The 25,140-nt window shown below is 71.5% G+C and carries 19 protein-coding genes; 8 read left to right on the plus strand and 11 right to left on the minus strand.

The annotated features are described in order from the left end of the window. The first annotated feature begins 80 nt into the window (after nt 1–80). On the plus strand, nt 81–821 hold the full coding sequence (locus RQG84_RS11345) for a TetR/AcrR family transcriptional regulator (protein ID WP_311210110.1): 741 nt from the start codon (nt 81–83) through the stop codon (nt 819–821). A 98-nt stretch (nt 822–919) separates the two neighbouring features. Here RQG84_RS11345 and RQG84_RS11350 read toward each other — a convergent pair whose 3' ends face one another. Continuing rightward, nucleotides 920–2,350 (minus strand): acetyl-CoA C-acetyltransferase, encoded by a 1,431-nt coding sequence (locus RQG84_RS11350; RefSeq protein ID WP_311210111.1) that lies wholly within the window; start codon nt 2,348–2,350, stop codon nt 920–922. A gap of 247 nt (nt 2,351–2,597) precedes the next feature. On the opposite strand from RQG84_RS11350, the gene RQG84_RS11355 reads away from it, so the two are divergent. The 3 genes from RQG84_RS11355 to RQG84_RS11365 all read left to right on the plus strand — a co-directional run bounded on the left by RQG84_RS11355 (nt 2,598) and on the right by RQG84_RS11365 (nt 6,809). Further along, a complete protein-coding gene (locus tag RQG84_RS11355) occupies nt 2,598–3,944 on the plus strand; it encodes a 3-oxoacyl-ACP reductase (RefSeq protein ID WP_311210112.1) in 1,347 nt (448 codons plus the stop codon). Continuing rightward, complete coding sequence (locus RQG84_RS11360; RefSeq protein WP_311210113.1) at nt 3,941–4,819, plus strand: MaoC/PaaZ C-terminal domain-containing protein; 879 nt, start codon at nt 3,941–3,943, stop codon at nt 4,817–4,819. The genes RQG84_RS11355 and RQG84_RS11360 overlap by 4 nt, the downstream gene beginning before the upstream one ends. 70 nt (nt 4,820–4,889) lie before the next feature. Beyond that, on the plus strand, nt 4,890–6,809 hold the full coding sequence (locus tag RQG84_RS11365; RefSeq protein WP_311210114.1) for a CocE/NonD family hydrolase: 1,920 nt from the start codon (nt 4,890–4,892) through the stop codon (nt 6,807–6,809). A gap of 12 nt (nt 6,810–6,821) precedes the next feature. Here RQG84_RS11365 and RQG84_RS11370 read toward each other — a convergent pair whose 3' ends face one another. Then, the gene (locus RQG84_RS11370; RefSeq protein ID WP_055967940.1) at nt 6,822–7,688 is read right to left on the minus strand and encodes an acyl-CoA thioesterase II; all 867 of its coding nucleotides are present in this window, start codon (nt 7,686–7,688) and stop codon (nt 6,822–6,824) included. A 106-nt stretch (nt 7,689–7,794) separates the two neighbouring features. On the opposite strand from RQG84_RS11370, the gene RQG84_RS11375 reads away from it, so the two are divergent. Then, nucleotides 7,795–8,457: a hypothetical protein gene (locus RQG84_RS11375; RefSeq protein WP_311210115.1), complete on the plus strand. Its 663-nt coding sequence runs from the start codon at nt 7,795–7,797 to the stop codon at nt 8,455–8,457. Nucleotides 8,458–8,487: 30 nt separating this feature from the next. Here RQG84_RS11375 and RQG84_RS11380 read toward each other — a convergent pair whose 3' ends face one another. Genes RQG84_RS11380 through RQG84_RS11395 form a run of 4 tightly spaced genes read right to left on the minus strand, consistent with a single transcriptional unit; the run spans nt 8,488 to nt 13,610 of the window. After that, complete coding sequence (locus RQG84_RS11380) at nt 8,488–9,390, minus strand: PAC2 family protein (protein WP_311210116.1); 903 nt, start codon at nt 9,388–9,390, stop codon at nt 8,488–8,490. Nucleotides 9,391–9,400: 10 nt separating this feature from the next. Continuing rightward, nucleotides 9,401–11,290, minus strand: coding sequence for a 1-deoxy-D-xylulose-5-phosphate synthase (gene dxs, locus RQG84_RS11385; protein WP_311210117.1), 1,890 nt, complete (start codon nt 11,288–11,290; stop codon nt 9,401–9,403). Nucleotides 11,291–11,336: 46 nt separating this feature from the next. Continuing rightward, nucleotides 11,337–11,840 (minus strand): flavin reductase family protein, encoded by a 504-nt coding sequence (locus tag RQG84_RS11390; RefSeq protein ID WP_311210118.1) that lies wholly within the window; start codon nt 11,838–11,840, stop codon nt 11,337–11,339. A gap of 51 nt (nt 11,841–11,891) precedes the next feature. Then, nucleotides 11,892–13,610, minus strand: a complete 1,719-nt coding sequence (locus RQG84_RS11395; protein ID WP_311210119.1) for an alkaline phosphatase D family protein — start codon at nt 13,608–13,610, stop codon at nt 11,892–11,894. A gap of 146 nt (nt 13,611–13,756) precedes the next feature. Here RQG84_RS11395 and xylB point away from each other — a divergent pair, with 146 nt between their 5' ends. Genes xylB through RQG84_RS11410 form a run of 3 tightly spaced genes read left to right on the plus strand, consistent with a single transcriptional unit; the run spans nt 13,757 to nt 17,509 of the window. Further along, entirely contained in the window at nt 13,757–15,151 is a 1,395-nt protein-coding gene (xylB, locus tag RQG84_RS11400; protein WP_311210120.1) for a xylulokinase, read from the plus strand. Between the two features lie 46 nt (nt 15,152–15,197). Further along, entirely contained in the window at nt 15,198–16,358 is a 1,161-nt protein-coding gene (xylA, locus tag RQG84_RS11405) for a xylose isomerase (protein ID WP_311210121.1), read from the plus strand. A gap of 2 nt (nt 16,359–16,360) precedes the next feature. Then, complete coding sequence (locus RQG84_RS11410; protein WP_311210122.1) at nt 16,361–17,509, plus strand: ROK family protein; 1,149 nt, start codon at nt 16,361–16,363, stop codon at nt 17,507–17,509. Nucleotides 17,510–17,530: 21 nt separating this feature from the next. Here RQG84_RS11410 and RQG84_RS11415 read toward each other — a convergent pair whose 3' ends face one another. The 5 genes from RQG84_RS11415 to RQG84_RS11435 form a co-directional block, all read right to left on the minus strand. Next, nucleotides 17,531–18,760 (minus strand): ROK family protein, encoded by a 1,230-nt coding sequence (locus tag RQG84_RS11415; RefSeq protein WP_056554490.1) that lies wholly within the window; start codon nt 18,758–18,760, stop codon nt 17,531–17,533. Between the two features lie 7 nt (nt 18,761–18,767). After that, on the minus strand, nt 18,768–20,057 hold the full coding sequence (locus RQG84_RS11420) for an ABC transporter permease subunit (RefSeq protein WP_311210123.1): 1,290 nt from the start codon (nt 20,055–20,057) through the stop codon (nt 18,768–18,770). After that, a complete protein-coding gene (locus RQG84_RS11425) occupies nt 20,054–20,827 on the minus strand; it encodes an ATP-binding cassette domain-containing protein (protein ID WP_055967910.1) in 774 nt (257 codons plus the stop codon). Before RQG84_RS11425 ends, RQG84_RS11420 begins: the two co-directional genes overlap by 4 nt. 109 nt (nt 20,828–20,936) lie before the next feature. Beyond that, nucleotides 20,937–22,016 carry a substrate-binding domain-containing protein gene (locus tag RQG84_RS11430; protein ID WP_311210124.1) on the minus strand — a complete coding sequence of 360 codons (1,080 nt, stop codon included), beginning with the start codon at nt 22,014–22,016 and terminating at the stop codon, nt 20,937–20,939. A 229-nt stretch (nt 22,017–22,245) separates the two neighbouring features. Continuing rightward, nucleotides 22,246–25,020 (minus strand): aconitate hydratase, encoded by a 2,775-nt coding sequence (locus RQG84_RS11435; protein WP_156364784.1) that lies wholly within the window; start codon nt 25,018–25,020, stop codon nt 22,246–22,248. Nucleotides 25,021–25,140 lie beyond the last annotated feature (120 nt).

Raw genomic sequence — 25,140 nt, forward strand, 5'->3', positions numbered from 1 at the left:
TCGTCCACCGTACGACCCACCACCGACAGCGGCATCGCTCCTGCCGCGGGGCCGTGATCGGCCACACCTAGGATGCATGCATGTCTGCATCGGAGACGAGCACGGGCGAGACCCACGACGAGGGTGGGACGACGTCCGCCCCCACGGTGGGCGCCCCGCGCGGGCCCCGGTCCCGCACCGAGCAGCGACGCGCCGCACGCTCGGCGGAGATCGTCGCCGCCACCAGGGCGCTCTTCGACGAACGCGGCGTGCGCGAGGCGCAGATCGAGGACATCGCCAAGGCCGTCGGCATCAACCGGGCGATCATCTACCGGCACTTCTCCAGCAAGGAGGAGCTGTTCGCGGTGACCCTCCTGGGCTACCTGACCGAGCTCGACGAGGCACTGGCGCCGGGTGACGACCCGGACCGCACGGGCCCCCAGCGCCTCGACGCGCTCGTGCGGGCCTTCTTCGGCTACGGACTCGAGCACCCGGCCTTCGTCGACTGTGCGCAGACGCTGCTGCGTCGGCGCGGCGTCGAGCTGATGGAGGAGGTCAGCGAGGACGTGATGATCCGGCTCGGCACCGCCATGAGCGCCTGCCTCGGCCACGTGGTGCGGGTCCTCGAGGCCGGGGACGCCGAGGGCGAGTTCGCCGTGGCCGACCCGAACCTCCTCGCCAACATCCTCTACACGCAGGGCCTCGGTGCCCTGAACCTGGCGCACCTGCAGATCTCCGTCCGCGAGCACATCTCCGGGCTCCCCGTCGTGGACCCGGTCGTGACCGACGACCTCCTCGACCACCTGCTGCGCGGCGCCCTCGCGATGGCGCGAGGCCGCTGACCCACCTCGTCCCGCAGGACGCACGCCCGACGCGAAGGACCCCCACGACAGGACCCCCACGGCTGGGCCGTGGGGGTCCTGTCGTCGGTGCCGAAGGGTCAGGCGCCCTCGAGGATGGCGACGACGCCCTGGCCGCCGGCCGCACAGATCGAGATGAGACCGCGGCTGCCCGGGCCCTTCTCGTGCAGCAGCTTGGCCAGATTGGCGACGATCCGCGCACCGGTGGCAGCGAAGGGGTGCGCTGCGGCGAGCGAGGATCCCTTCACGTTCAGCCTGCTGCGGTCGATCGAGCCGAGCGGGACGTCCAGGCCCAGACGCTCCTTGCAGAAGTCGGGGTCCTCCCACGCGGCGAGGGTCGAGAGCACCTGGCCGGCGAAGGCCTCGTGGATCTCGTAGTAGTCGAAGTCCTGCAGGGTGAGCCCGTTGCGGGCGAGCATGCGCGGCACGGCGTACGCCGGGGCCATGAGCAGGCCCTCGGCACCGCTCACGTAGTCGACGGCCGCCGTCTCGTAGTCCACGAAGTACGCACGGGGCGTCCAGCCGCGACGCTGCGCCTCCTCCTCCGAGGCGAGCAGTGCCACGGAGGCACCGTCGGACAACGGGGTGGAGTTGCCGGCGGTCATGGTCGCCTCGTCGCCGAGCTGCTTGCCGAAGACCGGCTTGAGCTTGGCGAGCTTCTCGACCGTCGAGTCCGGGCGCAGGTGGTTGTCCTTGGTGACGCCGTTGAACGGCGTGACCAGGTCGTCCTGCCAGCCGGCGTCCCACGAGGCGGCGAGGTTCTGGTGCGAGGCCGCCGCGAGCTCGTCCTGGGCCTCGCGGGTGATGCCCCAGGCATGGGTCGTGATCGCCTGGTGGTCACCCATCGACAGCCCGGTGCGGGGCTCGGCGTTGCGGGGCTGGTCGGGGGCGAGGTAGCCGGGACGGATCTTTGCGATGGCGGCGAGACGACCCTTGTTGTCCTTGGCGTTGTTGGCCTCGATGAGGATCTTGCGCAGCTTGTCCCCCACGGCCAGCGGGGCGTCGGACGTGGTGTCCGTGCCGCCGGCGATGCCGGACTCGATCTTGCCGAGCGAGATCTTCGCGGCGACCTGGAACGCGGCCTGCAGACCGGTGCCGCACGCCTGCTGGATGTCCTCGGCGGGCGTCTCGGGCGAGAGCTTGGACCCGAGGACCGTCTCGCGCGCCAGGTTGAAGTCGCGGCTGTGCTTGAGCACGGCGCCGGCGACGACCTCGCCGACCTTCTCGCCCTCGAGGTCGTAGCGCTCGACGAGACCGTCGAGTGCTGCCGTGAGCATGTCCTGGTTGGAGACGTTCTGGTAGACCGTGTTCGACCGGGCGAACGGGATCCGGTTGCCGCCGACGACGACGACCTTGCGGACGGTCTGCTCGCTGCCGGAGGCGCCGGCCGCAGCCGCGCTCGTCGCGGCCTTCGTGCCGGCGGTCTTGGTCGCGGCGTTCTTGGCAGCGGGGGCCTTCTTGGCCGGTGACTTCTTCGCGGCCGTCTTCTTCGCGGGGGTGTTCTCCGCCATGGCGCGTGCTCCTTGCGCTTCGGGGTGGGCGAGGTGGTGGTGCGGGTCGTGCGACACCGGGCTGGTGCGTGCGGGACGATGGTGCCACGCGGCAGGGTGAGCCGACAGCCCGCGAGGGTCCCGGCCAGGGCCGAGACCGTGCGGTGTGCGCCTCACCACGCCCGGTGGACGCGGTTGTCACTCCAAGTTACAGTTCACGTGCGATTCCAGATACCGATGGTATGCGAGAGATAGGACACACACCCTGATGAGCGATCGTTACCAGGACCTGGCCCACAACCCGATCGGCAAGTTCCTCGTGAAGAACCTGGGACTGCCGAACCCTCCGTACCTGGAGCGCTACGACGGCGGCCCGTTGGTCGACGGCACCGTCCTCACCGGCACGGCGAAGGCCGGGACGGTCTCCAAGGCGATCACCGCGGCGCTCAAGGCCGACAAGATCGAGGCCACGGGCGTGCCCGCCCAGGGCAAGCGCTACAAGGGCCTCGTGTTCGACGCGACGGGCATCTCCGACGCCGCCGGGCTGGTGGCGCTCCAGGAGTTCTTCACCCCGGTGCTCCGTCAGCTGCAGGGCTGTGGCCGGATCGTCGTCGTCGGCTCCGTCCCCGAGGACGCCTCCACCGAGGGTGCGCGGGTCGCCCAGCGTGCCCTCGAGGGCTTCACCCGCTCGCTCGCCAAGGAGGTCGGGGCCGGCAGCACGGCCAACCTCGTCTACCTCGCGAAGGGCGCCGAGAAGTCCATTGCCTCGACGCTCGGCTTCCTCCTCTCCGCCAAGTCCGCCTACGTGTCGGGCCAGGTCGTCCGCATCGGCTCCACCGGCATCACGAAGGTGACCGAGCCGACGGACCTCCAGAAGCCGCTCGCCGGCAAGGTCGCGCTCGTCACGGGCGCCTCGCGCGGCCTCGGCGAGGCCGACATGCGCACCCTCGCCCGCGACGGGGCCACCGTCATCGGCCTCGACGTCCCGCCGCTCGAGGGCGACCTCAAGGCCCTCGCCGAGGAGCTGGGCGGCGGCTACATCGTGGGTGACATCACCTCGCCCGACGCCCCTGCGACGATCGCCGCCTACGTCAAGGAGAACTACGGCGCGGTCGACGTCGTGGTGCACAACGCCGGCATCACGCGCGACAAGCGCCTGCGGAACATGAAGGCCGAGAACTGGCAGCTGGTGGTCGACATCTCGGTGGGCGCGCCCCAGCGGATCACCGACGAGCTGCTGGCCCAGGGCCTCGTCAACACCGGCGGCACGATCATCGGCATCGCGTCGATCGCCGGCATCGCGGGCAACAACGGCCAGACGAACTACGCATCGGCCAAGGCCGGCGTGATCGGCTGGATCCAGTCCCTCGCCGAGCGGGTCGCCGCCGACGGCATCACGGCCAACGTCGTCGCCCCGGGCTTCATGGAGACCGAGATGGTCAAGACCATCCCGCTCGGCATCCGCGAGGCCGGGCGCCGCATGAACTCGATGTCCCAGGGCGGGCTGCCGGTCGACGTGGCCGAGGCGATCGCCTGGTTCGCCAACCCGGGTTCGGGTGCCGTGAGCGGGAACGTCCTCGGCGTGAACGGCCAGATGCTGCTGGGGGCCTCGTGACCACCAGGCGCTTCGAGGACGCACCGTCCACGCTGCCTCTCATGCTGAAGGCCGCCCTGCCGGCCCTGCCCGTCGTGGGCTCGCTGCCGGGGGTCAAGCACGCGTCGGGCGCGGTGCCCGACCTCGTGCTGGAGCGCTCCGGCGTCGGCACGGACCCGGCACACCTCGAGCGCTACCTCGACGTGTGCGGCTTCCCGCACGTCGAGCACCTGCCCGCCACGTACCCGCACATGGCGGCGTTCGGCCTGCACATGGCACTCATGACGGACACCGCGTTCCCCTTCGCCCCGATGGGTCTGGTGCACCTGCGGAACCGCATCACGCAGCACCGTCCCATCGGCGTCGACGAGGTGTTCGACGTGTCCGTGCGGGCCGCCGACCTGCGACCGCACCCGAAGGGACGACTCGTCGACCTCCTCACGGCCGTCACGATCGACGGCGAGCTCGTGTGGGACGAGGTCACGACGCTCTTCTCGCGTGGTCGTGGCGGAGCGCCGGAGACGTCGCCCGCGCCCCTGGAGGGCGTGGAGGCTCCCCGGGGCGTCGTCCACTGGCGGCTCGCGGGTGACCTGGGCCGGCGCTACGGCGCGGTGTCCGGAGACCGCAACCCCATCCACTTGTACCCCGTCACCGCGAAGGCGTTCGGCTTCCCGAGCAACATCGCGCACGGCATGTGGACGAAGGCCCGCAGCCTGGCGGGCCTGCAGAACCGGCTCCCCGACGCGTTCAGCGTCGACGTGGAGTTCAAGAAGCCGGTGCTCCTGCCCACGACCGTGGTGTTCGGGTCGACGACCGGCGACGACGGCACCGACTTCGGGGTCCGTGCGCAGAAGAAGGACTCCACGCACCTGGTCGGACGCATCACCCCGTCCTGAGCGACAGACCGGGCAGTGACGTGACGGGCGTCTCGTCGTTGGACCTCCTGGACCCCAGGAGGAGCCCACCATGACCCGTCGCACCACACGTCGTCCCCTCGCCGTCGTCGCGGCCGCCCTGGCCGCGACGACGGCTGTCGCGCTCGCGAGCGTCCCCGCCTCCGCGGCGGCACCCTCGCCCGCCTCCGGTGCACCTGCCTGGTCGGTGGCCGCGGCAGCGGGACCCGCGCAGGCCACGGGTGCGTGGTCGCCACGTCCCGAGCAGTACCCGACGACGACCACCGAGCGCGACCTGGCGATCCCGATGTCCGACGGGACCGTCCTGAGGGGCAACCTCATGCGGCCGGTCGACGCCACCGGACGCGTCGAGACCCGTCGGCTCCCGGTGGTCGTCACCATCACCGCGTACAACAAGAACGTGCAGGACCAGGCCGGCGGCCTGGGTGGCGGCGACGGCTCCTACCTGGTCAAGCGTGGGTACCTGCAGCTGACCGTCGACGCCCGCGGGACGGGAAGCTCGGCCGGGACCTGGTGCGCCTTCTGCTCACGGGAGGGCAAGGACTTCGGCGAGGTCATGACCTGGGCCGCGAAGCAGTCCTGGTCGAACGGCAGCACCGCCATGCGCGGGCCCTCCTACATGGGCATCGCACAGATGTTCGCGGCCGCCGACCGACCGGCCGGCCTCAAGGCGATCTTCCCGCAGGTCCCGGCCGCCGACGTGTACCGCGACGTGGTCGCCTCCGGCGGGGCGCTCGACGTCGGGTTCATCCCGCTGTGGATCGGTCTCGTCAACGGCACCGCGATCATCCCGCCCTACCTCTCCGCCACCGACCCGGCCGGGGGCCTCGGGACCCTCGTCACGCACCTGCTCGGCAACGGCGCCTTCAGCCTCAACCTCCTCGTCAGTGCCCTCGGTGGCGGTGAGCCCGCCTACGACGGCGCCTTCTACACGCAGCGCTCCCCCATCGAGGAGGTCTCGAGGATCACCACGCCCACGTTCCTGGTGGCCGGCGAGTACGACCTCTTCCAGCGCGGGACTCCCCTGCTCTACGAGAACCTCCAACGTCGGGACGTGCCCACCAAGATGATCGTCGGCCCGTGGGACCACCTCCAGGCCTCCGGCGGCCATGGCCTCGAGTCGGCCGGCTACGGCAGCCTCGGCGAGCTCCAGCTCCGGTGGTTCGACCACTACGTCAAGAAGCTGCCGAACCAGCGACTCTCCGACATCGCCGGGCTCAGCTACTTCGAGCAGGGCAGCGGACGCTGGGTCCGTGGCACGGAGTGGATGCCGTCGAGCCTCACGCCGCGCACGTTCCGCCTCAGCGGGACCGCCCGGACCGCCGGGTCGGCCGGAGGCCTGACCACGGGCACGCCGACCGCCGGCCGGACGACCGTGCCCGCCATCCCCGTCCAGGGTCTGTGCAGCCGGTCCACCAACCAGTGGACGGCCGGCGTCGTCGGACTGGTGATGCCCGACCTGCCCTGCTTCACGAACAACCAGTTCAACGACACCCTCGGGCCGGTCTTCGAGACCGCACCGCTGACCTCCGACGTCGTCGTGCACGGCCCGCTCAACGCCCGGCTGTACACGTCGACGCCGACGGGCGACGGGATGCTCTCGGTCACGGTCTCCGACGTGGCGCCCGACGGGACCGTCTCACGGCTCACCGGCGGCTGGCAGGTCGTGTCCCACCGAGCCCTCGACACGACCCGTTCCCGCTACGTCCGCGGCACCCTGGTCCAGCCTCACCACCCGTTCACGAAGCAGGCCCAGAAGCCCCTGGCCGCCGGCACCGTCGCCCCGGTCGACGTCGAGGTCTTTCCCACGCGCGCCCGACTCGCCAAGGGGCACCGCCTGCGGGTCTCGGTGCAGGGGTTCGACGTGCCGCACCTGCTGCCGACGCTGGGCTCCCTGCTGCCCTCGCTGGCCCCGATGACCGTCCACACGGGCCCGCAGCACCCGTCGGCGCTGACCTTCGGGACCCCCTGAGCGGAGGTCCGCTCAGGAGCGACGGCGACGGATCAGGCCCTCCTGGGCCACGGTGGCCACCAGCGTGCCGTCCTCGGTGAACACGCGGGCCGTGCTGAGCCCGCGGGCGCCGGAGGCCGACGGCGACGTCTGGTCGTACAGCAGCCACTGGTCGGCACGGATGGGCCGGTGGAACCAGATGGTGTGGTCGAGCGAGGCCGGGACGACCTCCGGGGAGCCGATGAACTGTCCGTGCGGGATCAGCGCGACGCCGAGGAGGCTGAAGTCGCTGATGTAGACGAAGGCCGCCGTGTTGACGATGCGCGAGTCCGGGAGCGTGCCGTCGGCGCGGAACCAGAGTCGCTGGACCGCGGGGACGCTCTGCCGGGTCGGGTCGTCCTCCGGTCGGTTGTCGCCGATGTAGCGCAGGTCGAAGGACGACCACTCCCGCTTCCAGGTGTCGACCTCGTCCGGACGGACGGCGCGGATCACCTCGAGCAGCGGTGTGGAGTCCGCCGGCGCGGGGACCGTGGGCATGACGTCCTGGTGGTCCCAGCCCTCCTCGGCCTTCTGGAACGAGGCGGTCATGTAGAAGATGGTCTCGCCGTGCTGGCGTGCGGCCACCCGGCGCGTGGTGAAGGAGCCACCGTCGCGGACGTTCTCGACGTCGTACACGATCGGGATCGACGGGTCGCCGCCGAGCAGGAAGTAGGCGTGCAGGGAGTGGATGTAGCGGTCCTCCGGGACCGTCAGCTGCGCGGCCGTGACCGCCTGCGCCGCCACCTGACCACCGAAGACACGGGTGAGGCTCGATCCTTCCGGCTGCCCGCCCCGATAGAGGCCGACCTCCAGGGGTTCGAGGTCCAGGAGGGTCACGAGCTGGTCCAGTGAGGCGGGCACGCCGAGATCGTATCGACTCGAGGCCTCACCCACGCCAGGACCCGACGCGACGGCCTCGCCGCAGCGGGGACCCGGCGTCCAGGCCCATCACCTAGAGTTCACACAGATGTCCGTCGCTCCCGCTCCCACGCGCCACCCCGTCCCGCAGCTCGTCCGCACCCTGGACCTCGTCGCGAAGGCCGCCCTCGTGCTGCTCCTGGCGCTGGCCATGTCCGCGCCGGACCTCGGCAACATGGCCGACAAGGCGGCCGGTCTTCGAGCCGTCGCCTACCCGCTGCTCTCGTTCACCGTCCCGGTGGTCTGGTGGATCTTCTGGCGCGAGCGTCGTCCGTTCCCCTGGGCGGCCGACCTCATGGTCACCATCACCTGCTTCACCGACGTCCTCGGCAACCGGCTCGACCTCTACGACCGCATCGTCTGGTTCGACGACTGGATGCACTTCATGAACACCGGCCTCCTCGCGGCCGCGTTCATCCTGCTCACGCTGCCCCGCACGGCGACCTTCGGCGCCACCTTCGAGCGGTCGCTCGCCTTCGGGGTGCCGGCTGCGGTGTTCTGGGAGATCGCGGAGTACTTCGCCTTCATCAGTCGGTCCAGCGAGCGCCGGAGTGCCTACGGGGACACCCTCGCGGACCTCGCGCTGGGCTCCTTCGGCTGCGTCGTCGCTGCCGTCGTGGTCCACCGTCGCCGGCGGCACGCTCGGCCCTCGGGGCCCACCGGCCTCCTGAGCACGCATCCCGTGCCGGCAGCCGACGCAGGCGGCACCTGAGCAGGTGCCGGGCCGACGCTCGTGGTCGGGCTATCCCTCGTCGTTCTTGCGCTGCCGCGCCAGGAACTGCTCGAACTGGTCGGCCAGCTCCTCGCCGCTCGGGATCGAGTCGTCGTCGGCGAGCAGCGACTGGGCCGCTCCACGGGTGAAGGCGTCGTACTGCTCCTCCAGCCCCGAGAGCACCTCGGCGCCGCCCTGCTCGGCGATCTGCCGCTCGATGTCGGCCACCGTGGCGCCCTGCACCGCGCGGATCGGGTCGAGATCGAGGTCGAGCCCGGTGCGGTCGACGACCGCCTCGAGCAGCGCCAGCGCGGCCGGCGGGTAGTCGACCTGGGTGAGGCAGTGCGGGACGTGGACCACGTAGCCGGCGCTGTCGATGTCGCGCTGCGTCAACCGGTACTCCAGGAGCGACTGGGCGGACGACGGCACGCGCACCTCCGCCTGCCACAGGTTCTTGCGGTCGACGAGCTCCGGTCGCGAGCCGTGGGCCGTGATCATGGGCGGCCGCGTGTGCGGGACGCCCATCGGCACGGCTCCCAGGCCCAGGGTCAGGCTGACGTCGAGGTCCTCGACGACCTCCTGCACGCCGTCGACGAAGGACTCCCATCGGAAGTCCGGCTCGGGACCGGCGAGCACCAGGTACGGCGTGCCGGAGCGGTCGTGCTCGCGCACGATGTCGAGGCGGGGCTCGTCGTAGTCGACGTAGTGGTCCTGCCGGAACGTGATCATGGGCCGACGGGCGCGGTAGTCGTAGAGCTCGTCGACGTCGAAGCTGCGCACCACCTCGCCCCGCCCGCTCACGAGGTGCTCGGCCGCGATCCGCGAGGCCCCACCCGCCGTCAGGAAGCCGTCGAGGGCATGGATGAGGACCGGTCCGTCGCCACGCGGGGTCGGGTCCTGGGATTCGGGGTCACGTCGAGAGGGCCACTTCATGGTCAAGGCCTCACGGCTCGAGATTGTTCCCGACGACCCGCTGCCAGGCGGCACGGGTGTCGGCGGCCACGGCATCGGGCGTGAGGCCGAGGCGCTCGAGGATCACCGGGCGCTTGGCGTGGTCGAGGAACTCCTGCGCGACACCGTGCACGCGGACCGGCACGTCGCTCTCGACGTCGCGCAGCGCCTGCGTGAACGCGGCACCCACACCGCCGATGCGACCGTTGTCCTCGATGGTGACCACGAGGCGGTGGGAGGCCGCGAGCGCGACCACGGCCGGGTCGAACGGCTTGACCCAGCGGGGGTCGACGACCGTGACGCCGAGTCCGTCGGCGGACAGCCTCTCGGCGGCTCCGAGGCCCACGGGCACCATGGATCCCGCGGCGAGGACGAGCACGTCGTCGGACTCCCCGCGCGCGAGGACGTCGGCGGCGCCGACCGTGTCGATCGCGTCGACGTCGGCGGGCACGGCGCCCTTGGCGAAGCGGACCACCGTGGGGGCGTCGTCGACGGCCACGGCCTCGCGCAGCAGCTCGCGCAGCCGCGTGCCGTCGCGGGGCGCGGCGAGCCGCAGCCCCGGCACGATCTGCAGCATCGACATGTCCCACATGCCGTTGTGGCTGGCGCCGTCGTCACCGGTGACCCCGGCCCGGTCGAGCACGAAGGTCACGCCGCAACGGTGCAGGGCGACGTCGAGGAGCACCTGGTCGAACGCGCGGTTGAGGAACGTGGCGTAGACGGCCACCACCGGGTGGAGGCCCGCCATGGCCATGCCGGCCGCGCTGGTGGCCGCGTGCTGCTCGGCGATGCCGACGTCGAACACCCGGTCGGGGAACTTGTCGGCGAACGCGTCGAGACCGACGGGGTAGAGCATGGCCGCCGTGATGCCGACGACGTCGGGGCGTTCGTCGGCGATCCGCACGACCTCGTCCCGGAACACCGAGGTCCAGCCCGCGGGGGCGACGGAGACCGCGTCGCCGGTCTCACGGTCGAAGGGCGGGGCCTGGTGCATCTGGTCGTTCTCGTTGGCCACCGCGATGTCGTAGCCCTGCCCCTTGGTCGTGAGCACGTGCACGAGGACGGGCCCTCCGAACCGCTTGGCCAACGTGAGCGCCTGCTCGAGCGCCGCGCGGTCGTGACCGTCGACCGGACCGACGTACTTGAGACCGAGGTCCTCGAACATGCCCTGGGGCGCGAGGGCGTCCTTGACGCCCTTCTTGATGGCGTGCAGGGCGCCGTAGGCCGCGGGTCCGACCGGTCCGCCGCGGTTGAGCCGGTCGCGGATGGCGCTGAGGGCCGGCTCGTAGCGCGGGTTGGTCCGGATGTCGGTGAGCCGGTTGGCGAGGCCGCCGACCGTGGGCTGGTACGACCGGCCGTTGTCGTTGACCACGATGACGAGGCGCCTGTCCTGAGAGGCCGCGATGTTGTTGATCGCCTCCCAGGCCATGCCGCCGGTCATGGCGCCGTCGCCGATGACGGCCACCACGTGGTCGTCGCGGCCGAGGACCTGGTTGGCCCGCGCCATGCCCTCGGCGTAGGAGAGGCTGGTGGACGCGTGCGAGTTCTCGACCCAGTCGTGCTCGGACTCGCCGCGGCAGGGGTAGCCCGACAGGCCACCCTCCTGGCGCAACGTGTCGAAGTCGCCGGCGCGCCCCGTGACCATCTTGTGCACGTAGGCCTGGTGCCCGGTGTCCCAGACGACACGGTCGCGCGGGGACTCGAAGACGCGATGGATGGCGAGGGTCAGCTCGACCACGCCGAGGTTGGGCCCGAGGTGACCGGCGTGCGCGGCGACCGCGTCGATCGTCCGCTCGCGGATCTCGTGCGCGAGGGTCTCCAGCTCGGCGTCGGACAGGGCCCGCAGGTCCGCGGGGCCGGTGATCTGGTCGAGCAACGCCATTCGGTCAGTCTAGCGATCCCGTCCCACCCCCGCCGTCTGCCTCCGCTCAGGTCCGGTAGCGGCCCCGCACGTGCGTCAGGGCCTCCCCGTCCCGCAGGTCGACGTGCTCCACGGTGCCGGCGAGCAGCAGCCCCCAGCCCTCGCGACGCGGCTCGGTCGTGTCCAGACGCACCCCCACCCAGCCGACGGCGTCGGCGAGCCGCGGGCCCCAGGGGCCGTCGTCCCAGGTCCCGAGGGTGAACGGTCCTCCCGGGGCCGGTGCGGTCCCCGCGAACGCGTCGGCGAGGAAGGCGTGGTCGGGGCCGAGCACGTTCACGACCACCGTGGTCGGCCGCGCGTCCCACAGCGTCGACTCCTCGTCCACGAGGGCCAGGACCCTGGGCGGATCGCCGGCGCCGAGCAGCAGCGAGGAGACGGTGAGGCCGACGCGCGCCCGCCCCTCCCCTGCCGCCCACACCGTCACGGCGGCGGGCAGGCGTCCGCGCAGACGACGGAACCCGTCCCGGTCACCCTCGGGGGACGCGAAGGGGTGCTCGTCGTGGATCGTCACCCCGCCAGCCTAGGCCCGCCACCTCGTCCCCCCACCTGGTGAGCCGTCGCCTCAGTCCGGCCGGTCCGTCTCCCGCTCGATCGTCTCGCGCGTGTCCTGCTCGGCCGACCTCCCGGCGAACGTCCGGGCTCCGGGCACACCGCGGTCCTGCACGAGGTTCAGCCCGGGGACCCGGTCCTCGACCACGAAGGTCGCCCGGGTGAAGGCCTCGGCCCCCGGCGCCCGGACCTGGGCGAGGCAGCGGAACTCCGCTGTCATGTCCTCGGGCGTGATCCTGGTCCGGACGTAGCCGCGGAGGTTGTTCTGGAGGCGCAGGTGCGGGTTCCACCGCAGCCAGGCGTGCCCGTCCACGGGGCCGTCCGCCCCGTTGCCGCCCGAGGTGACCGACGAGCACACCAGCTCGGTCCCGACGCTGCGCGTGGTCGGGTCGTCGTAGTCGAGCTTGAGCTCGGACGCCCAGTGCGCGTGCACGTCCCCGGTGAGCACGACCGGGTTGCGCACGCCGGCGTCGACCCAGCCACGCGTGATGCGGTCGCGTGAGGCCTGGTAGCCGTCCCAGGCGTCCATCGAGACCGTCTTGACCGGTCCTTCGGTGCTGTCGCGCTGGGCGAAGAAGACCTGCTGGCCGATCACGTCCCACCGGGCCCGCGACCGGCGGAAGCCGTCGAGGAGCCACCGTTCCTGGGCCGGACCCACGATCGTGCGGTTCGGGTCGACCGCGGCCGGGCAGTCGGCCCGGTAGCCGTCACCGCACCCCTGGTCGTCGCGGAACTGCCGGGTGTCGAGCATGTGGAACGACGCGAGCCTGCCCCAGTGCAGACGCCGGAAGAGCTGCAGGTGGTCCCCGCGCGGGATCGAGGAGCGTCGCAGCGGCATGTTCTCGTAGTAGGCACGGAACGCGGCTGCACGCCGGGCGGCGAACCCGGGCGTCTCGAGCGGGTCCTCCGGGGTCCCACCCGCCCAGTTGTTGTCGACCTCGTGGTCGTCCCACACGACGAGCCAGGGTGCTGCGGCGTGCGCGGCCTGCAGGTCGGCGTCGGCCTTGTACTGCGCGTGGCGCTGGCGGTAGGAGGCGAGGTCGACCGTCTCGGGCCCCTCGTGGTTGCGCACGTTCCCACCCGGGGCCACGTAGTCGTTCGCGGTGTACTCGTAGAGGTAGTCGCCGAGGTGCAGGACCAGGTCGGGCCGGTCCTCGGCCAGACGTCGGTACGCGGTGAAGAACCCGTGCTCGTACTGGGCGCACGACGCGAACGCCATGCTGAGCGACGTCGGCATGCTGCTGGCTGCGGGCGACGTCGTGGTCCGTCCGACGGTCGAGACGTGGCGCCCCGCACGGAACCGGTACCAGTGCTCACGGCCGGGGTCGAGGCCGTCGACCTCGACGTGCACGCTGTGCGCGTCACGCGGCAGGGCCGTCACGCTGCCTCTGCGCAGCACACGGCGGAAGCCGTCGTCGGCGGCGACCTGCCAGCTCACCTCGACCGGACGCTGGGGCATCCCGCCGAGCCCGTCGGCTGCCGTCGGGTCGAGGGCGAGCCGGGTCCAGAGCACGAACCCGTCGGGAACCGGGTCGCCCGACGCGACGCCGAGCGTGAACGGGGTGCGCCGCAGCGCGACGGCGTGGGCCCGGCGGTCGACGGCGGCCCCCGAGGCGGTCGTCGGCCACAGGACGGCCCCGGCGCCGATGGCGGCACCGGTCAGGACGTGTCGGCGGGACGGAGGCGGCGGGTCCGGAGGGCCGGCCGGTGGCGAGGACTCGATGCTGGTCATGACCTCAGCAGATCCGTGCCTGGTGAACGAGGGACGTCGAGGCGTCGAGCATCAGGAGGCCAGCACCACGCGGTCCCGTGAAGCGATCGTGACGTGGGCCACGCTCGGCCTTGACTTTGTTCGGGCACTGAACGAATAATCGGAGGATGCCTCTCGTCCTCGGCGTCGACTCCTCGACGCAGTCCACCAAGGCGCTGCTCGTCGACGCCGACGACGGCACCGTCGTCGAGTCGCGCACCGCCCGCCACCCCGAGGGCTCGAGCGTCGATCCCCGCGCCTGGCTGGCCGCCTTCGACGAGGCCGCCGGGCCCCTGCTGCCGCGGGCGGCGGCGCTGGCCGTGGGTGGTCAGCAGCACGGCATGGTGGCCCTCGACGCCGACGACCTCCCGGTGCACGACGCCCTGCTCTGGAACGACACCCGCTCGGCCGCTGCTGCGGCGGACCTCGTCGAGGAGATGGGCGGCCCCGCTGCGTGCGCCGAGGCCGTGGGCAGCGTGCTCGTGGCCTCCTTCACCATCACCAAGCTGCGCTGGCTCCGCGACCACCGGCCCGACGCCGCCCGGCGGACCGTCCGCGTGATGCTGCCGCACGACTACGTGACCTGGCACGCGTCGGGTCAGCGGGCCGAGCCCGTGACCGACCGCGGCGACGCGTCAGGCACGGGCTACTACTCCGCCGTCGACGACGCGTACCGGGCCGACCTGCTGGAGCTGGCGCTCGGCCGCGTCCCGCACGTGCCGCGTGTCGCCCAGCCGGCGGAGCAGGTGACGACGACCGCCGACGGGTGCGTCGTGGCCGCCGGCACCGGGGACAACATGGCCGCGGCCCTCGGCCTCGGACTGGTGGCCGGCGACGTGTCGCTGTCGATCGGCACCTCCGGGGTCGCGTCGGCGGTCAGCGAGAAGCCCGTCGCCGACGCGACCGGCGTCGTCACCGGCTTCGCCGACGCGACCGGCCGGTACCTCCCCATGGCCACCACCATGAACGCCGCGCGCATCCTCGACCTGCACGCGAGGCTTCTCGGGGTCGACCACGACGGCCTCGCGGACCTGGCCCTCGCGGCACCGGCCGGCGCCCACGGGCTCACGGTCAGCCCCTACTACGCCGGCGAGCGCAGTCCGAACCGTCCGGACGCCACCGGCACCTGGGCCGGACTGACCCCCTCGACGAGCCGCGAGGACGTCGCACGGGCAGCGGTCGAGGCCCTGCTCTGCTCGCTCGCCGACGCCCTCGAGGCGGTCGCCCAGGGCTTCGACAGGCCCGGCACCGTCGAGCGAGTGCTGTTGATCGGTGGTGGCGCGCGGAACCGCGCCGTCCAGGCTCTGGCGCCGGCCGTGCTCGGCCGAGCGGTCACGCTCCCGGGCGACGCGGAGTACGTCGCCCTCGGCGCGGCCCGACAGGCCGCCTGGTCGCTCTCCGGCTCCGCCGAGCCGCCGGTGTGGGCGCTGCCCGAGAGCCGTGTGCTCGAGGCCGCCCCCCTCCCCCACGTCCGTGACGCCTACGCCTCGTTGCGCGAGCTCACGGCGCCCTGGACCACCTGACCTCCCCGTTCACGACCGACCACCCGAACCCCTCGAAAGGCCTGACATGACCGTCCCCACCCCCGTCCCCACCGACAAGTTCTCCTTCGGCATCTGGACGGTGCAGTACGCCGGCCGCGACCCCTTCGGCGAGCCCACCCGCGCCGCGATGGACCCGGTCCACGCGCTGGAGAAGCTGGCCGAGCTCGGCGCCTACGGCGTCAACTTCCACGACGACGACGTGGTGCCCTTCGGCTCCTCGGAGTCCGAGCGCGACGCGATCCTCGACCGGTTCCGCAAGGGCCTGGCCGAGACCGGGCTCGCCGTCACGACCGCGACCACCAACCTCTTCGGCCACCCCGTCTTCAAGGACGGCGGCTTCACGTCCAACGACCGCGCCGTTCGCCGATTCGCCCTGCGCAAGGTCATGCGCAACATCGACCTGGCCGCCGAGCTGGGTGCCCAGGTCTACGTCTGCTGGGGCGGGCGCGAGGGCGCCGAGAGCGGTGCCGCCAAGGACGTGCAGGCGGCACTCTCGCGCTACAAGGAGGGCTTCGACCTGCTGGGCCAGTACGTCGTGGACCAGGGCTACGACCTGAAGTTCGCCATCGAGCCCAAGCCCAACGAGCCCCGCGGCGACATCCTGCTCCCCACCATCGGGCACGCGCTCGCCTTCATCGACAGCCTCGAGCGCCCCGAGATGGTCGGCGTCAACCCCGAGATCGGGCACGAGGAGATGGCCGGGCTCAACGCGGCCCACGGCTACGCGCAGGCGCTGTGGCACGGGAAGCTGTTCCACATCGACCTCAACGGCCAGTCGGGTCCGCGCTACGACCAGGACTTCCGCTTCGGCGCCGGCAACGCGCGTGGCGCGTTCTGGATCGTCGACACCCTCCTGGAGGGCGGGTACGACGGGCCGGTGCACTTCGACTTCAAGACTCCGCGCACGGAGGACGAGGACGGCGTGTGGACGGCGGCTGCCGCCTGCATGACCAACTACCTCGTGCTGCGCGAGAAGGCCCTGGCGTTCCGTGCCGACCCCGAGGTCCAGGAGGCGCTCGGTGCAGCGCGTGTGCCCGAGCTCTCCGAGCCGACGCTGGCCGCCGGCGAGACCTGGGCCGACCTGCAGGCCGAGACCGGCGAGGACCCCGAGGTCCTCGGCGCCCGCGGCATGGCCTTCGAGCACCTCGACCAGCTCGCGCTCGAGCACCTGTACGGGGTGCGCTGAGCATGCCCCCGGCCGCCCCCGACCAGCTGCGCCGGGCCAACACGGCGCTCGTCGTCCGCACGCTGCGCGACGCCGGCCCGAGCAGCCGCACGTCGCTGGCCCGACGCACCGGTCTGGCCAAGGCCACGGTCGGGGCGATCGTCGGGGAGCTGTCGGAGCGGGCGGTGGTCGTCGAGGGGGACGCGTCGTCGCACGGCCGGGGCCGACCGTCCCGGCCGGTGGAGCTCGCGGCGGGCTCCGTGCTCGGCCTTGGCCTCGAGGTCAACGTCGACTACGTGGCCGCCGCACTCGTCGACCTCGCCGCCACGCGGGTCCTCACCACGACGCGCCAGGTGCCCGACGGTGCCGACGCGCTCGAGACACTGGTCGAGCTCGCCCTCGAGGTGGCGGACCAGGCCCCCGGGCGCATCGTCGGCGCACACCTCGCCGTGCCGGGGCTGGTGGAGCGCGACCACGCCACGGTCGCGCTCGCGCCGAACCTCGGCTGGACGGGCACCCGGCCCGGTGACGTGCTCGCCGAGGCGCTGGGCGTCACGGTCCTGGTGGACAACGACGCCAACCTCGCCGCGGTGGCCGAGTCGACGCACGGAGCCGCCCAGCAGTCCGTCTCGACGCTGTACATCACCGGGACCGTCGGCATCGGCGCCGGCATCGTGCAGGACGGCCGCCTGGTGAGGGGGTCGGGATTCGCCGGCGAGGTGGGCCACATGCCGATCGGCGACCTGGGCCGCCGCTGCGCCTGCGGTCGGCAGGGGTGCTGGGAGACCACCGTGGGACTGCGTGCCGCGCTCGCCGCCGTCGGGATGCGAGCCTCGGGCACTCCGATGGAACGTGCGGCGAAGGTGGCGGCGAGGGCCGAAACGGACGCCGACGTGGCGACCGCGCTGGACGTGCTCGGCGCGCAGCTCGGTCACGGACTGGCCACCCTGTGCACGGTCCTGGACCCCGAGGTGATCGTCCTCGGTGGCTACTTCCAGCCGCTGGCCCCGTGGATCCTGCGCAGCGCGCAGGACGTGGTGCACCGGCGGCTGCCCGCAGCCCACCACCAGCGCCCGGACGTCCGGGTCGGCACGCTCGGGATCGAGGCCGCCGCCCTGGGCGCGGCCGAGCAGGCCCTCACCGACGTGCTCGAGGGCTCCGTCGCGCTCTGAGGGCCCGCGGTCGTGGCGTGCTCAGGCGACGCTGAGCGCTGACTCGACGTCGACCTGCGCCGCCGCCAGGCAGGTGACGGGGTCCGCGAGCAGCCGCTCGAAGGCCGTCTCGGCCGCACCGACGAGCACGGCGTCGGCGCCGAGTCCCGGCAGCTCGATCCGCACCAGCTCGCGCGGCGCCACGAGCGCGGTGTCGTGCAGCGTGCGGTCGACCTCGTCCTGCACGTGCGGGTACAGCGAGCGCAGGAAGCCGCCGAGGACGACGACCCGCGGGTTGAGCAGGTTGACGGCGTTCGCGAGCCCACGGCCGAGGAGCCGACCGACCTCCCGCAGGTCGTCGTCGACCTCCTGCAGCCCGTCGAGCATCTCCCCCAAGGACCCGACCCGGTCGGGCGGGCAGCCGATCGCCTCGGCGATCGCGTGCGCGCCGACCTGGGTCTCCCAGCACCCTCGGTTGCCGCAGTGGCACTCCCGGCCGGCGGGGTCGAGGGACATGTGCCCGATCTCGCCGGCGTACCCACCCGCACCCACCAGTCGATGGCCGTCGACGATGACGCCCGCACCGACGCCGACCTCGCCGGACAGGTAGACGAGGTCGGCCACGTCGACCCCGGCACCCCGCAGGTGCTCGGAGAACGCCCCGAGGTCGGCGTCGTTGCCGAGCTCCACCGGAGCGATGCCGCCCAGACGGTCCGACATGATCGCGCTGAAGGGCACGTCCCTCCAGCCGAGGTTGGGGGCCAGCCGGACGAGACCGTCCGAGCGTCGCACGACGCCCGGCACGGCCATCCCGACGCCGACCAGCGCACTGCCCGGTGAGGCGTCGCGCACGACCAGCCGCAGCATGGCCATGACGGCGTCGGCCACCGCGTGCGGGTCGCGCGACGCGGGGATCGGACCCGTGGCCCTGGCCAGGATCGCGCCGCCCAGGCCGACCCGCGCGACGGTGAGTCCGTCGACGCGGACGTCGACCGCGAGCACGTGCGCGCCGTCCTGGGTCGGCACGACGTCGGGCGACGGGCGCCCGGCGCTGCTGCGCACCGCCTCCGACCTCACCTGCTCGGCCAGTCCGAGCCCTTGGAGCTCGGTGACCAGCCCGGCGATGGTGCTCCGGTTGAGTCCCATCGCGGACGTCAGGTCGGACCGGGACACGCGGCCCAGCAGGTGCACGTGGCCCAGGAGCGTGCCCAGGTTGTGCCGCCGGACGGCCTCCTGGTTGGTGCCCGCCCCGGACCGCGCGCTCGTCTGCACGACCCGCTCAGCTCACACCGGACGCGGAGCGGCGCCGGCGGGACACCGCGTCGACCGCTGCGGCGAGCAGGAGCACCGCGCCGGTGACGACGTAGTTGATCCAGCTGGCCTGGTTGAGCAGGCCCAGTCCGTTGATGATCGTGGCGATGACCACGCCGCCGATGACCCCGTCGCGGGCCTTGCCCTTGCCGCCGAACAGGCTGGTGCCACCGATGACGGCCGCACCCACGGCGTAGAGCAGCGTGTTGCCGGCACCGGAGGAGGGCGACACCTTGCCGGCGTAGGACGCGGCGAGGATGCCGCTGATCACGGCGGTCGACGTGCAGAGGACGAAGACGGAGATGCGGATCTTGTCGACGTCGATGCCGGCCCGTCGGGCCGCCTCGCGGTTGCCGCCGACCGCGTAGACGTGGCGCCCGTAGCGCGTGCGGCTCAGCACGAAGGTGAAGATCACCAGCAGCACGCCGACGAGCAGCAGCACGTAGGGCACGCCCTGGATCGGGAAGTTGGGGTTGCGGCTGCGGTTCACGCTCAGCAGCGCCGTGAGGCCGAGCACCACGACGCCCATGCCGGCGATCTTGACGAGCAGCAGGCTCAGCGGCTGGTGCGCGAGACCGCGGCTCACCTGGGTGCGGTAGCGCAGCAGCGTCAGCGCGGCGAAGGCGAGGACCGCGACGACCGCGATCGTCCACCCGGCGACCACCGGCATGTTCTTGATGGTCAGGCCGCGCAGGACGGGGTCGGCGACGCGTACCGACCCGCCCTGGCCGATGAGCTTCAGGGTCAGACCCTGCAGCGCCAGGAAGAAGGCCAGGGTCACGACGAAGCTGGGGATGCCCAGCTTGGCCACGAGGGCGCCGATCAGGGTGCCGAGCAGGGCACCGAAGACGAGTCCGCCGACGACCGCCAGGTACCACGGGAGCCCGTGGTCGACGATGGCGAGCGCCGCGATCGCGGCACCGGCGCCGCCGGCGACACCGGCGGACAGGTCGATGTCGCCGAGCAGCAGCACGGGCACCAGCCCCATCGCGAGCACGCAGATGGCACCCGACTGGGTGATGAGGTTGGCGATGTTCAGCGCCGTCAGGAAGGTGTCGCTGGCGGCGCTGAAGACGATGAACAGGATGATGAGGCCGAGGGCGGCCGGCAGGGCGCCCATCTCGCCGCCGCGCAGACGGTTGAGGTAGGCCTGCCAGGCGTCGCCGAGCGTGGCCGCCTGGCGGGCGTCGATCGCGAAGTCGGTCTCGGCCAGACCGCTGCCGCCCTTCGAGGACGGATCGGTGGGGGTGGTGGTCATGATGCCTCTCCGACGGACGTGAGACCGAGGTCGCCCGAGCGACCTGCGGTGATGAGCTCGACGACCTGGGTGTTGGTGACGTCCTTCGTGGCCACGTCGGCGGCCACGCGGCCCAGGTACAGGGCGGTGATGCGGTCGGCGACCTCGAAGACGTCGACCATGTTGTGCGAGATGAGGACGACGCCGAGGCCCTGGTCGGCCAGGCGGCGCACGAGGTCGAGGACCTGGCGCGTCTGCGCGACGCCCAGGGCGGCGGTCGGCTCGTCGAGCAGCACGACCTTGGAGTTCCAGAGCACCGACTTCGCGATGGCGACGGTCTGGCGCTGGCCGCCCGAGAGGCTGGCGACGCTCTGGCGCACCGACTTGACGGTGCGCACCGAGAGCGACGCGAGGGTCTCGCGGGCCCGGGCCTCCATGGTCGCCTCGTCGAGCGCCGGACCCTTCATGAGCTCGCGGCCGAGGAAGAGGTTCTCGACGATGTCGAGGTTGTCGCAGAGGGCGAGGTCCTGGTAGACGACCTCGATGCCCAGGGCCGACGCGTCGCGCGGGCCGTGGATGTCCACGGGCTCGCCCTCGAAGTAGCGCTGGCCCGAGTCGGCGGAGTAGATGCCGGCGATGGTCTTGACCAGCGTGGACTTGCCGGCGCCGTTGTCGCCGACGAGGGCGGTGACCTGCCCGGGGTGGACGGCGAGGTCGACGTCGTGGAGGACGTGGACGGCGCCGAAGCTCTTGTTGATGCCGCGCAGCTCCAGCAGCGGGGTGGTGCTCATGTGGTCTCCAGGTGCGTGCGAGGAGGTGGTCGGTCGGTCTCGGGACAGAGAGGGGTGTCCCCCGTGGGGGCGGTCCGGCAGACCGCCCCCACGGGACGACGGGTGGACGTCAGCTGATGCCGGCGTCCGTGCAGAGCTCCGCGAAGTCGTTCGCGCAGAGGTCGTCCTTCGTGACGCCGCCGTCGTCGACGACGTCCTTCACGTTGTCCTTCGTGATGGACTGCGGCGTGAGGAGGATCGACGGGACCTCGCGGCCACCCTCGCTGTCCTCCGTGGTGCCGTTCGTCTCGGCCTTGTCGCCCTTGGCCAGCGCGATGGCGGCCTTGGCGAGCTCGCCCGCCTCCTGCTTGGCCGACTTGTAGACCGACATGCACTGCTCACCCTTGAGGATGTTCTGCAGGCCCTCGACCGTGGCGTCCTGGCCGGTGACCGGGACGTCGCCTGCCTTGCCGTTCTTCTGGAGGATCGAGATGACCGAACCGGCCAGACCGTCGTTGGCCGCGTAGACGCCCTGGACGTCGCCGTCGACCTTCGTGTACAGCTGCTCGAAGATCGTGACGGCCTGCTCGTTGTCCCAGTCCGGGACGGCCTGCTCGCCGACGTTCTTGTACTTCGTGTTCTTGTCGAGCACGCTGTGCGCGCCCTTCGAGAACAGCGTCGCGTTGTTGTCGGTGGGCGAACCGTTGAGGTAGATGACGTTCGCGTCCTCGTCGCCGAGGCACGTGGCCAGGCCCTCGCCCTGCAGCTCGCCGACCTTGGTGTTGTCGAACGAGACGTAGTAGTCGGCCGAGCCGCCGAGGGTCAGACGGTCGTAGTCGATCGTCTTGACGCCCTGCTGCGCGGCCTTCTCCTGGATCGAGGCTCCGGAGTCGGAGTCGAGGTTGACGATCGCGAGGACGGTCACGCCGTCGGCGATCATGCCGTCGGCGATGGTGGCCATCTTGTCGGCGTCACCCTCGGCGTTCTGGATCTCGTACTTCACGCCGGCGTCCTTGAACGCCGCCTCGAGCGCAGGACGGTCGGCGCTCTCCCAGCGGACCGACGACTTCGTGTCGGGCAGGATCACCCCGATCTTCCCCGCGTCGTCGGAGCTGTCTCCGCCATCGTTCCCCGAGTCGCTGCCACAGGCGCTGAGCATGAGCGTGGCACCCATGAGGCCGGCAAGCACCAGATTGCGCGTTCGCTTCATACGAACCGCCTCCTTGTTGGTCTCTGGCGACACGGGGACGACATAAAGCCGTCACCGGGACGCAATTGTTGTTTGCGTGAACCTATCGCGTGATGGGGGTCACGTCCAGCACCTGGCGACAATTTCGTGTCGCGAACAACGAATCGGGACGAAGGTCCCCTGACATCGCCCGGGCACAGCGAGACGCCGCCCCCGAGGGGACGGCGTCTCGCAGGTCGGGCGGTCGGGCTCAGTCGAGCAGGCTGCGCAGCACGTACGGCATGATGCCGCCGTTGCGGTAGTAGTTCGCCTCGCCGGGGGTGTCGATGCGGACGACCGCGTCGAACTCCACGTCCCCCGCCTTGACGTGCACGGTGCGCGGCGTCTCGCCGTCGTTCAGCTTCGTGATGCCGGTGAAGTCGAACGTCTCCTCCCCCGTCAGCCCGAGCGACTCGGCGTTCTCGCCCTCCGGGTACTGCAGCGGGAGCACGCCCATGCCGATCAGGTTCGAGCGGTGGATGCGCTCGTAGGACTCGGCGATGACGACCTTGACGCCCAGCAGCGCCGTGCCCTTGGCGGCCCAGTCGCGCGACGAGCCCGAGCCGTACTCCTTGCCCGCCAGGACGACCAGCGGGACGCCGGCCTCCTGGTAGGCCTCGGACGCCTCGAACACGCTGGTGACCTCGCCGTCGGCGATCAGGTTGCGCGTGTAGCCGCCCTCGGTGCCCGGCGCCATCTGGTTGCGCAGGCGGATGTTCGCGAACGTGCCGCGGATCATGACCTCGTGGTTGCCGCGCCGCGAGCCGTAGGAGTTGAAGTCGCGCGGCTCGATGCCGTGCTCCGACAGGTACGCACCGGCCGGGCTGTCCTTCTTGATCGCGCCGGCGGGGCTGATGTGGTCCGTGGTCACGGAGTCGCCCAGCTTGAGCAGCACCCGTGCACCACTGACCTCCTCCACCGGCGAGGGCTCACGGTCCATGCCGTCGAAGTAGGGCGCCTTGCGGACGTAGGTCGACTCGGGGTCCCATTCGAACACGTCGCCGTCGGGCGTCGGCAGGTTCTGCCAGCGCTCGTCGCCGGCGAACACGTCGGCGTACTCCTTGCTGAACGTGTCGGACGAGATCGACGACGCGATGACGTCCTCGACCTCGCTCGCCGACGGCCAGATGTCCTTCATGAACACGTCGTTGCCGTCGGCGTCGGTGCCCAGCGGCTCGTTGAACAGGTCGACGTCCATCGAGCCGGCCAGCGCGTAGGCGATGACCAGCGGCGGCGACGCCAGGTAGTTCATCTTGATGTCGGGGTTGATCCGCCCCTCGAAGTTGCGGTTGCCCGACAGCACGGCGGTGACCGCGAGGTCGCCCTCGTTGACCGCGGCGCTGACCTCGGGGATCAGCGGTCCGGAGTTGCCGATGCACGTCGTGCAGCCGTAGCCGACCAGGTTGAAGCCCAGCTTGTCGAGGTACACGTCGAGACCGGACTTGGCGTAGTAGTCGGTGACGACCTTCGAGCCGGGCGCCAGCGTCGTCTTGACCCACGGCTTGCGCTGCAGACCCTTCTCGACCGCCTTCTTGGCCAGCAGGCCGGCGCCGATCATGACCGACGGGTTCGACGTGTTGGTGCACGACGTGATCGCGGCGATCGTCACCGCGCCGTGGTCGAGCTCGAACTCGGTGCCGTCCTCGAGCCGCACGTGCTGCGGGTTGCTCGGACGACCCGCGCCCGAGGGCGCCGGTGCGTTCGGCTTGTCGCCGTTGGTGCCGTCGTCGCTGCTGCTCGGCGCGTCGGACGCCGGGAAGGACTCGGCGACGGCCTCGTCGTACCCGTTGACGTCCTGCTCGGTGTAGTCGGCGAGCGCGGTGCGGAACGAACCCTTGCTCTCGGTGAGCGAGACACGGTCCTGCGGACGCTTGGGACCGGCGATCGACGGGACGACGTCGCCGAGGTCGAGCTCCAGGTACTCGGAGAAGCGCGGCTCGTGGTCCGGGTCGTGCCACAGACCCTGGGCCTTGGCGTAGGCCTCGACGAGCGCGATCTGCTCCTCGTCGCGACCCGTCAGGCGCAGGTACTTGGTGGTCTCGTCGTCGATCGGGAAGACCGCGATGGTCGAGCCGTACTCGGGGCTCATGTTGCCGATCGTGGCGCGGTTGGCCAGCGGCACCGCGCCGACGCCCGAGCCGTAGAACTCGACGAACTTGCCGACGACGCCGTGCTTGCGCAGCATCTCGGTGATGACGAGCACCAGGTCGGTCGCGGTGGCGCCCTGCGGCAGCTCGCCCGAGAGCTTGAAGCCGACGACCCGCGGGATCAGCATGCTGATCGGCTGGCCCAGCATCGCGGCCTCGGCCTCGATGCCGCCGACGCCCCAGCCCACGACACCGAGGCCGTTGACCATGGTGGTGTGCGAGTCGGTGCCGACGCAGGAGTCGGGGTAGACGACGCCGTTCTTGTCGAACACGACGCGCGCGAGCTTCTCGATGTTGACCTGGTGCACGATGCCGGTGCCCGGGGGGACGACCTTGAAGTCGTCGAAGGCGCCCTGGCCCCAGCGGAGGAACTGGTAGCGCTCACGGTTGCGCTCGTACTCGATCTCGACGTTGCGCTCGAAGGCCTCGGGCGTGCCGAAGACGTCGGCGATGACGGAGTGGTCGATGACCATCTCGGCCGGCGCGAGCGGGTTGATCTTCGTGGCGTCGCCGCCCAGGTCGGCCATGGCCTCGCGCATCGTGGCGAGGTCGACGACGCAGGGGACGCCGGTGAAGTCCTGCATGATCACGCGGGCGGGCGTGAACTGGATCTCCTTGCTGGGGTCGGCGTTCGCGTCCCAGCCGGCGAGGGCCTCGATGTCGGCCTTCGTGATGTCGGCGCCGTCCTCGGTGCGCAGCAGCGCCTCGAGCAGCACCTTCAGGCTGAACGGCAACGACGCGACGTCGAGGCCGTCGCCCTTGACCGCGTCGAGCTTGAAGTACGTGTAGCTGGCGTCGCCCACCTCGAGCGTCTGCTCGGCATTGAAGCTGTCGACCATGAGTGTCTCCTTCGCGTCGTGTTCCATCCTGCCGACCACACGGCGTGCTCGCCATGTCAGGTGGGCCTAAGTCGATCCGGAGTGGGAGTGCGACGGGCGGCCCGGCGGTCGGATAAGTCT

Source organism: Aeromicrobium sp. WCS2018Hpa-31 (assembly GCF_031843905.1).
In the GTDB taxonomy this organism is placed as follows: domain Bacteria; phylum Actinomycetota; class Actinomycetes; order Propionibacteriales; family Nocardioidaceae; genus Aeromicrobium.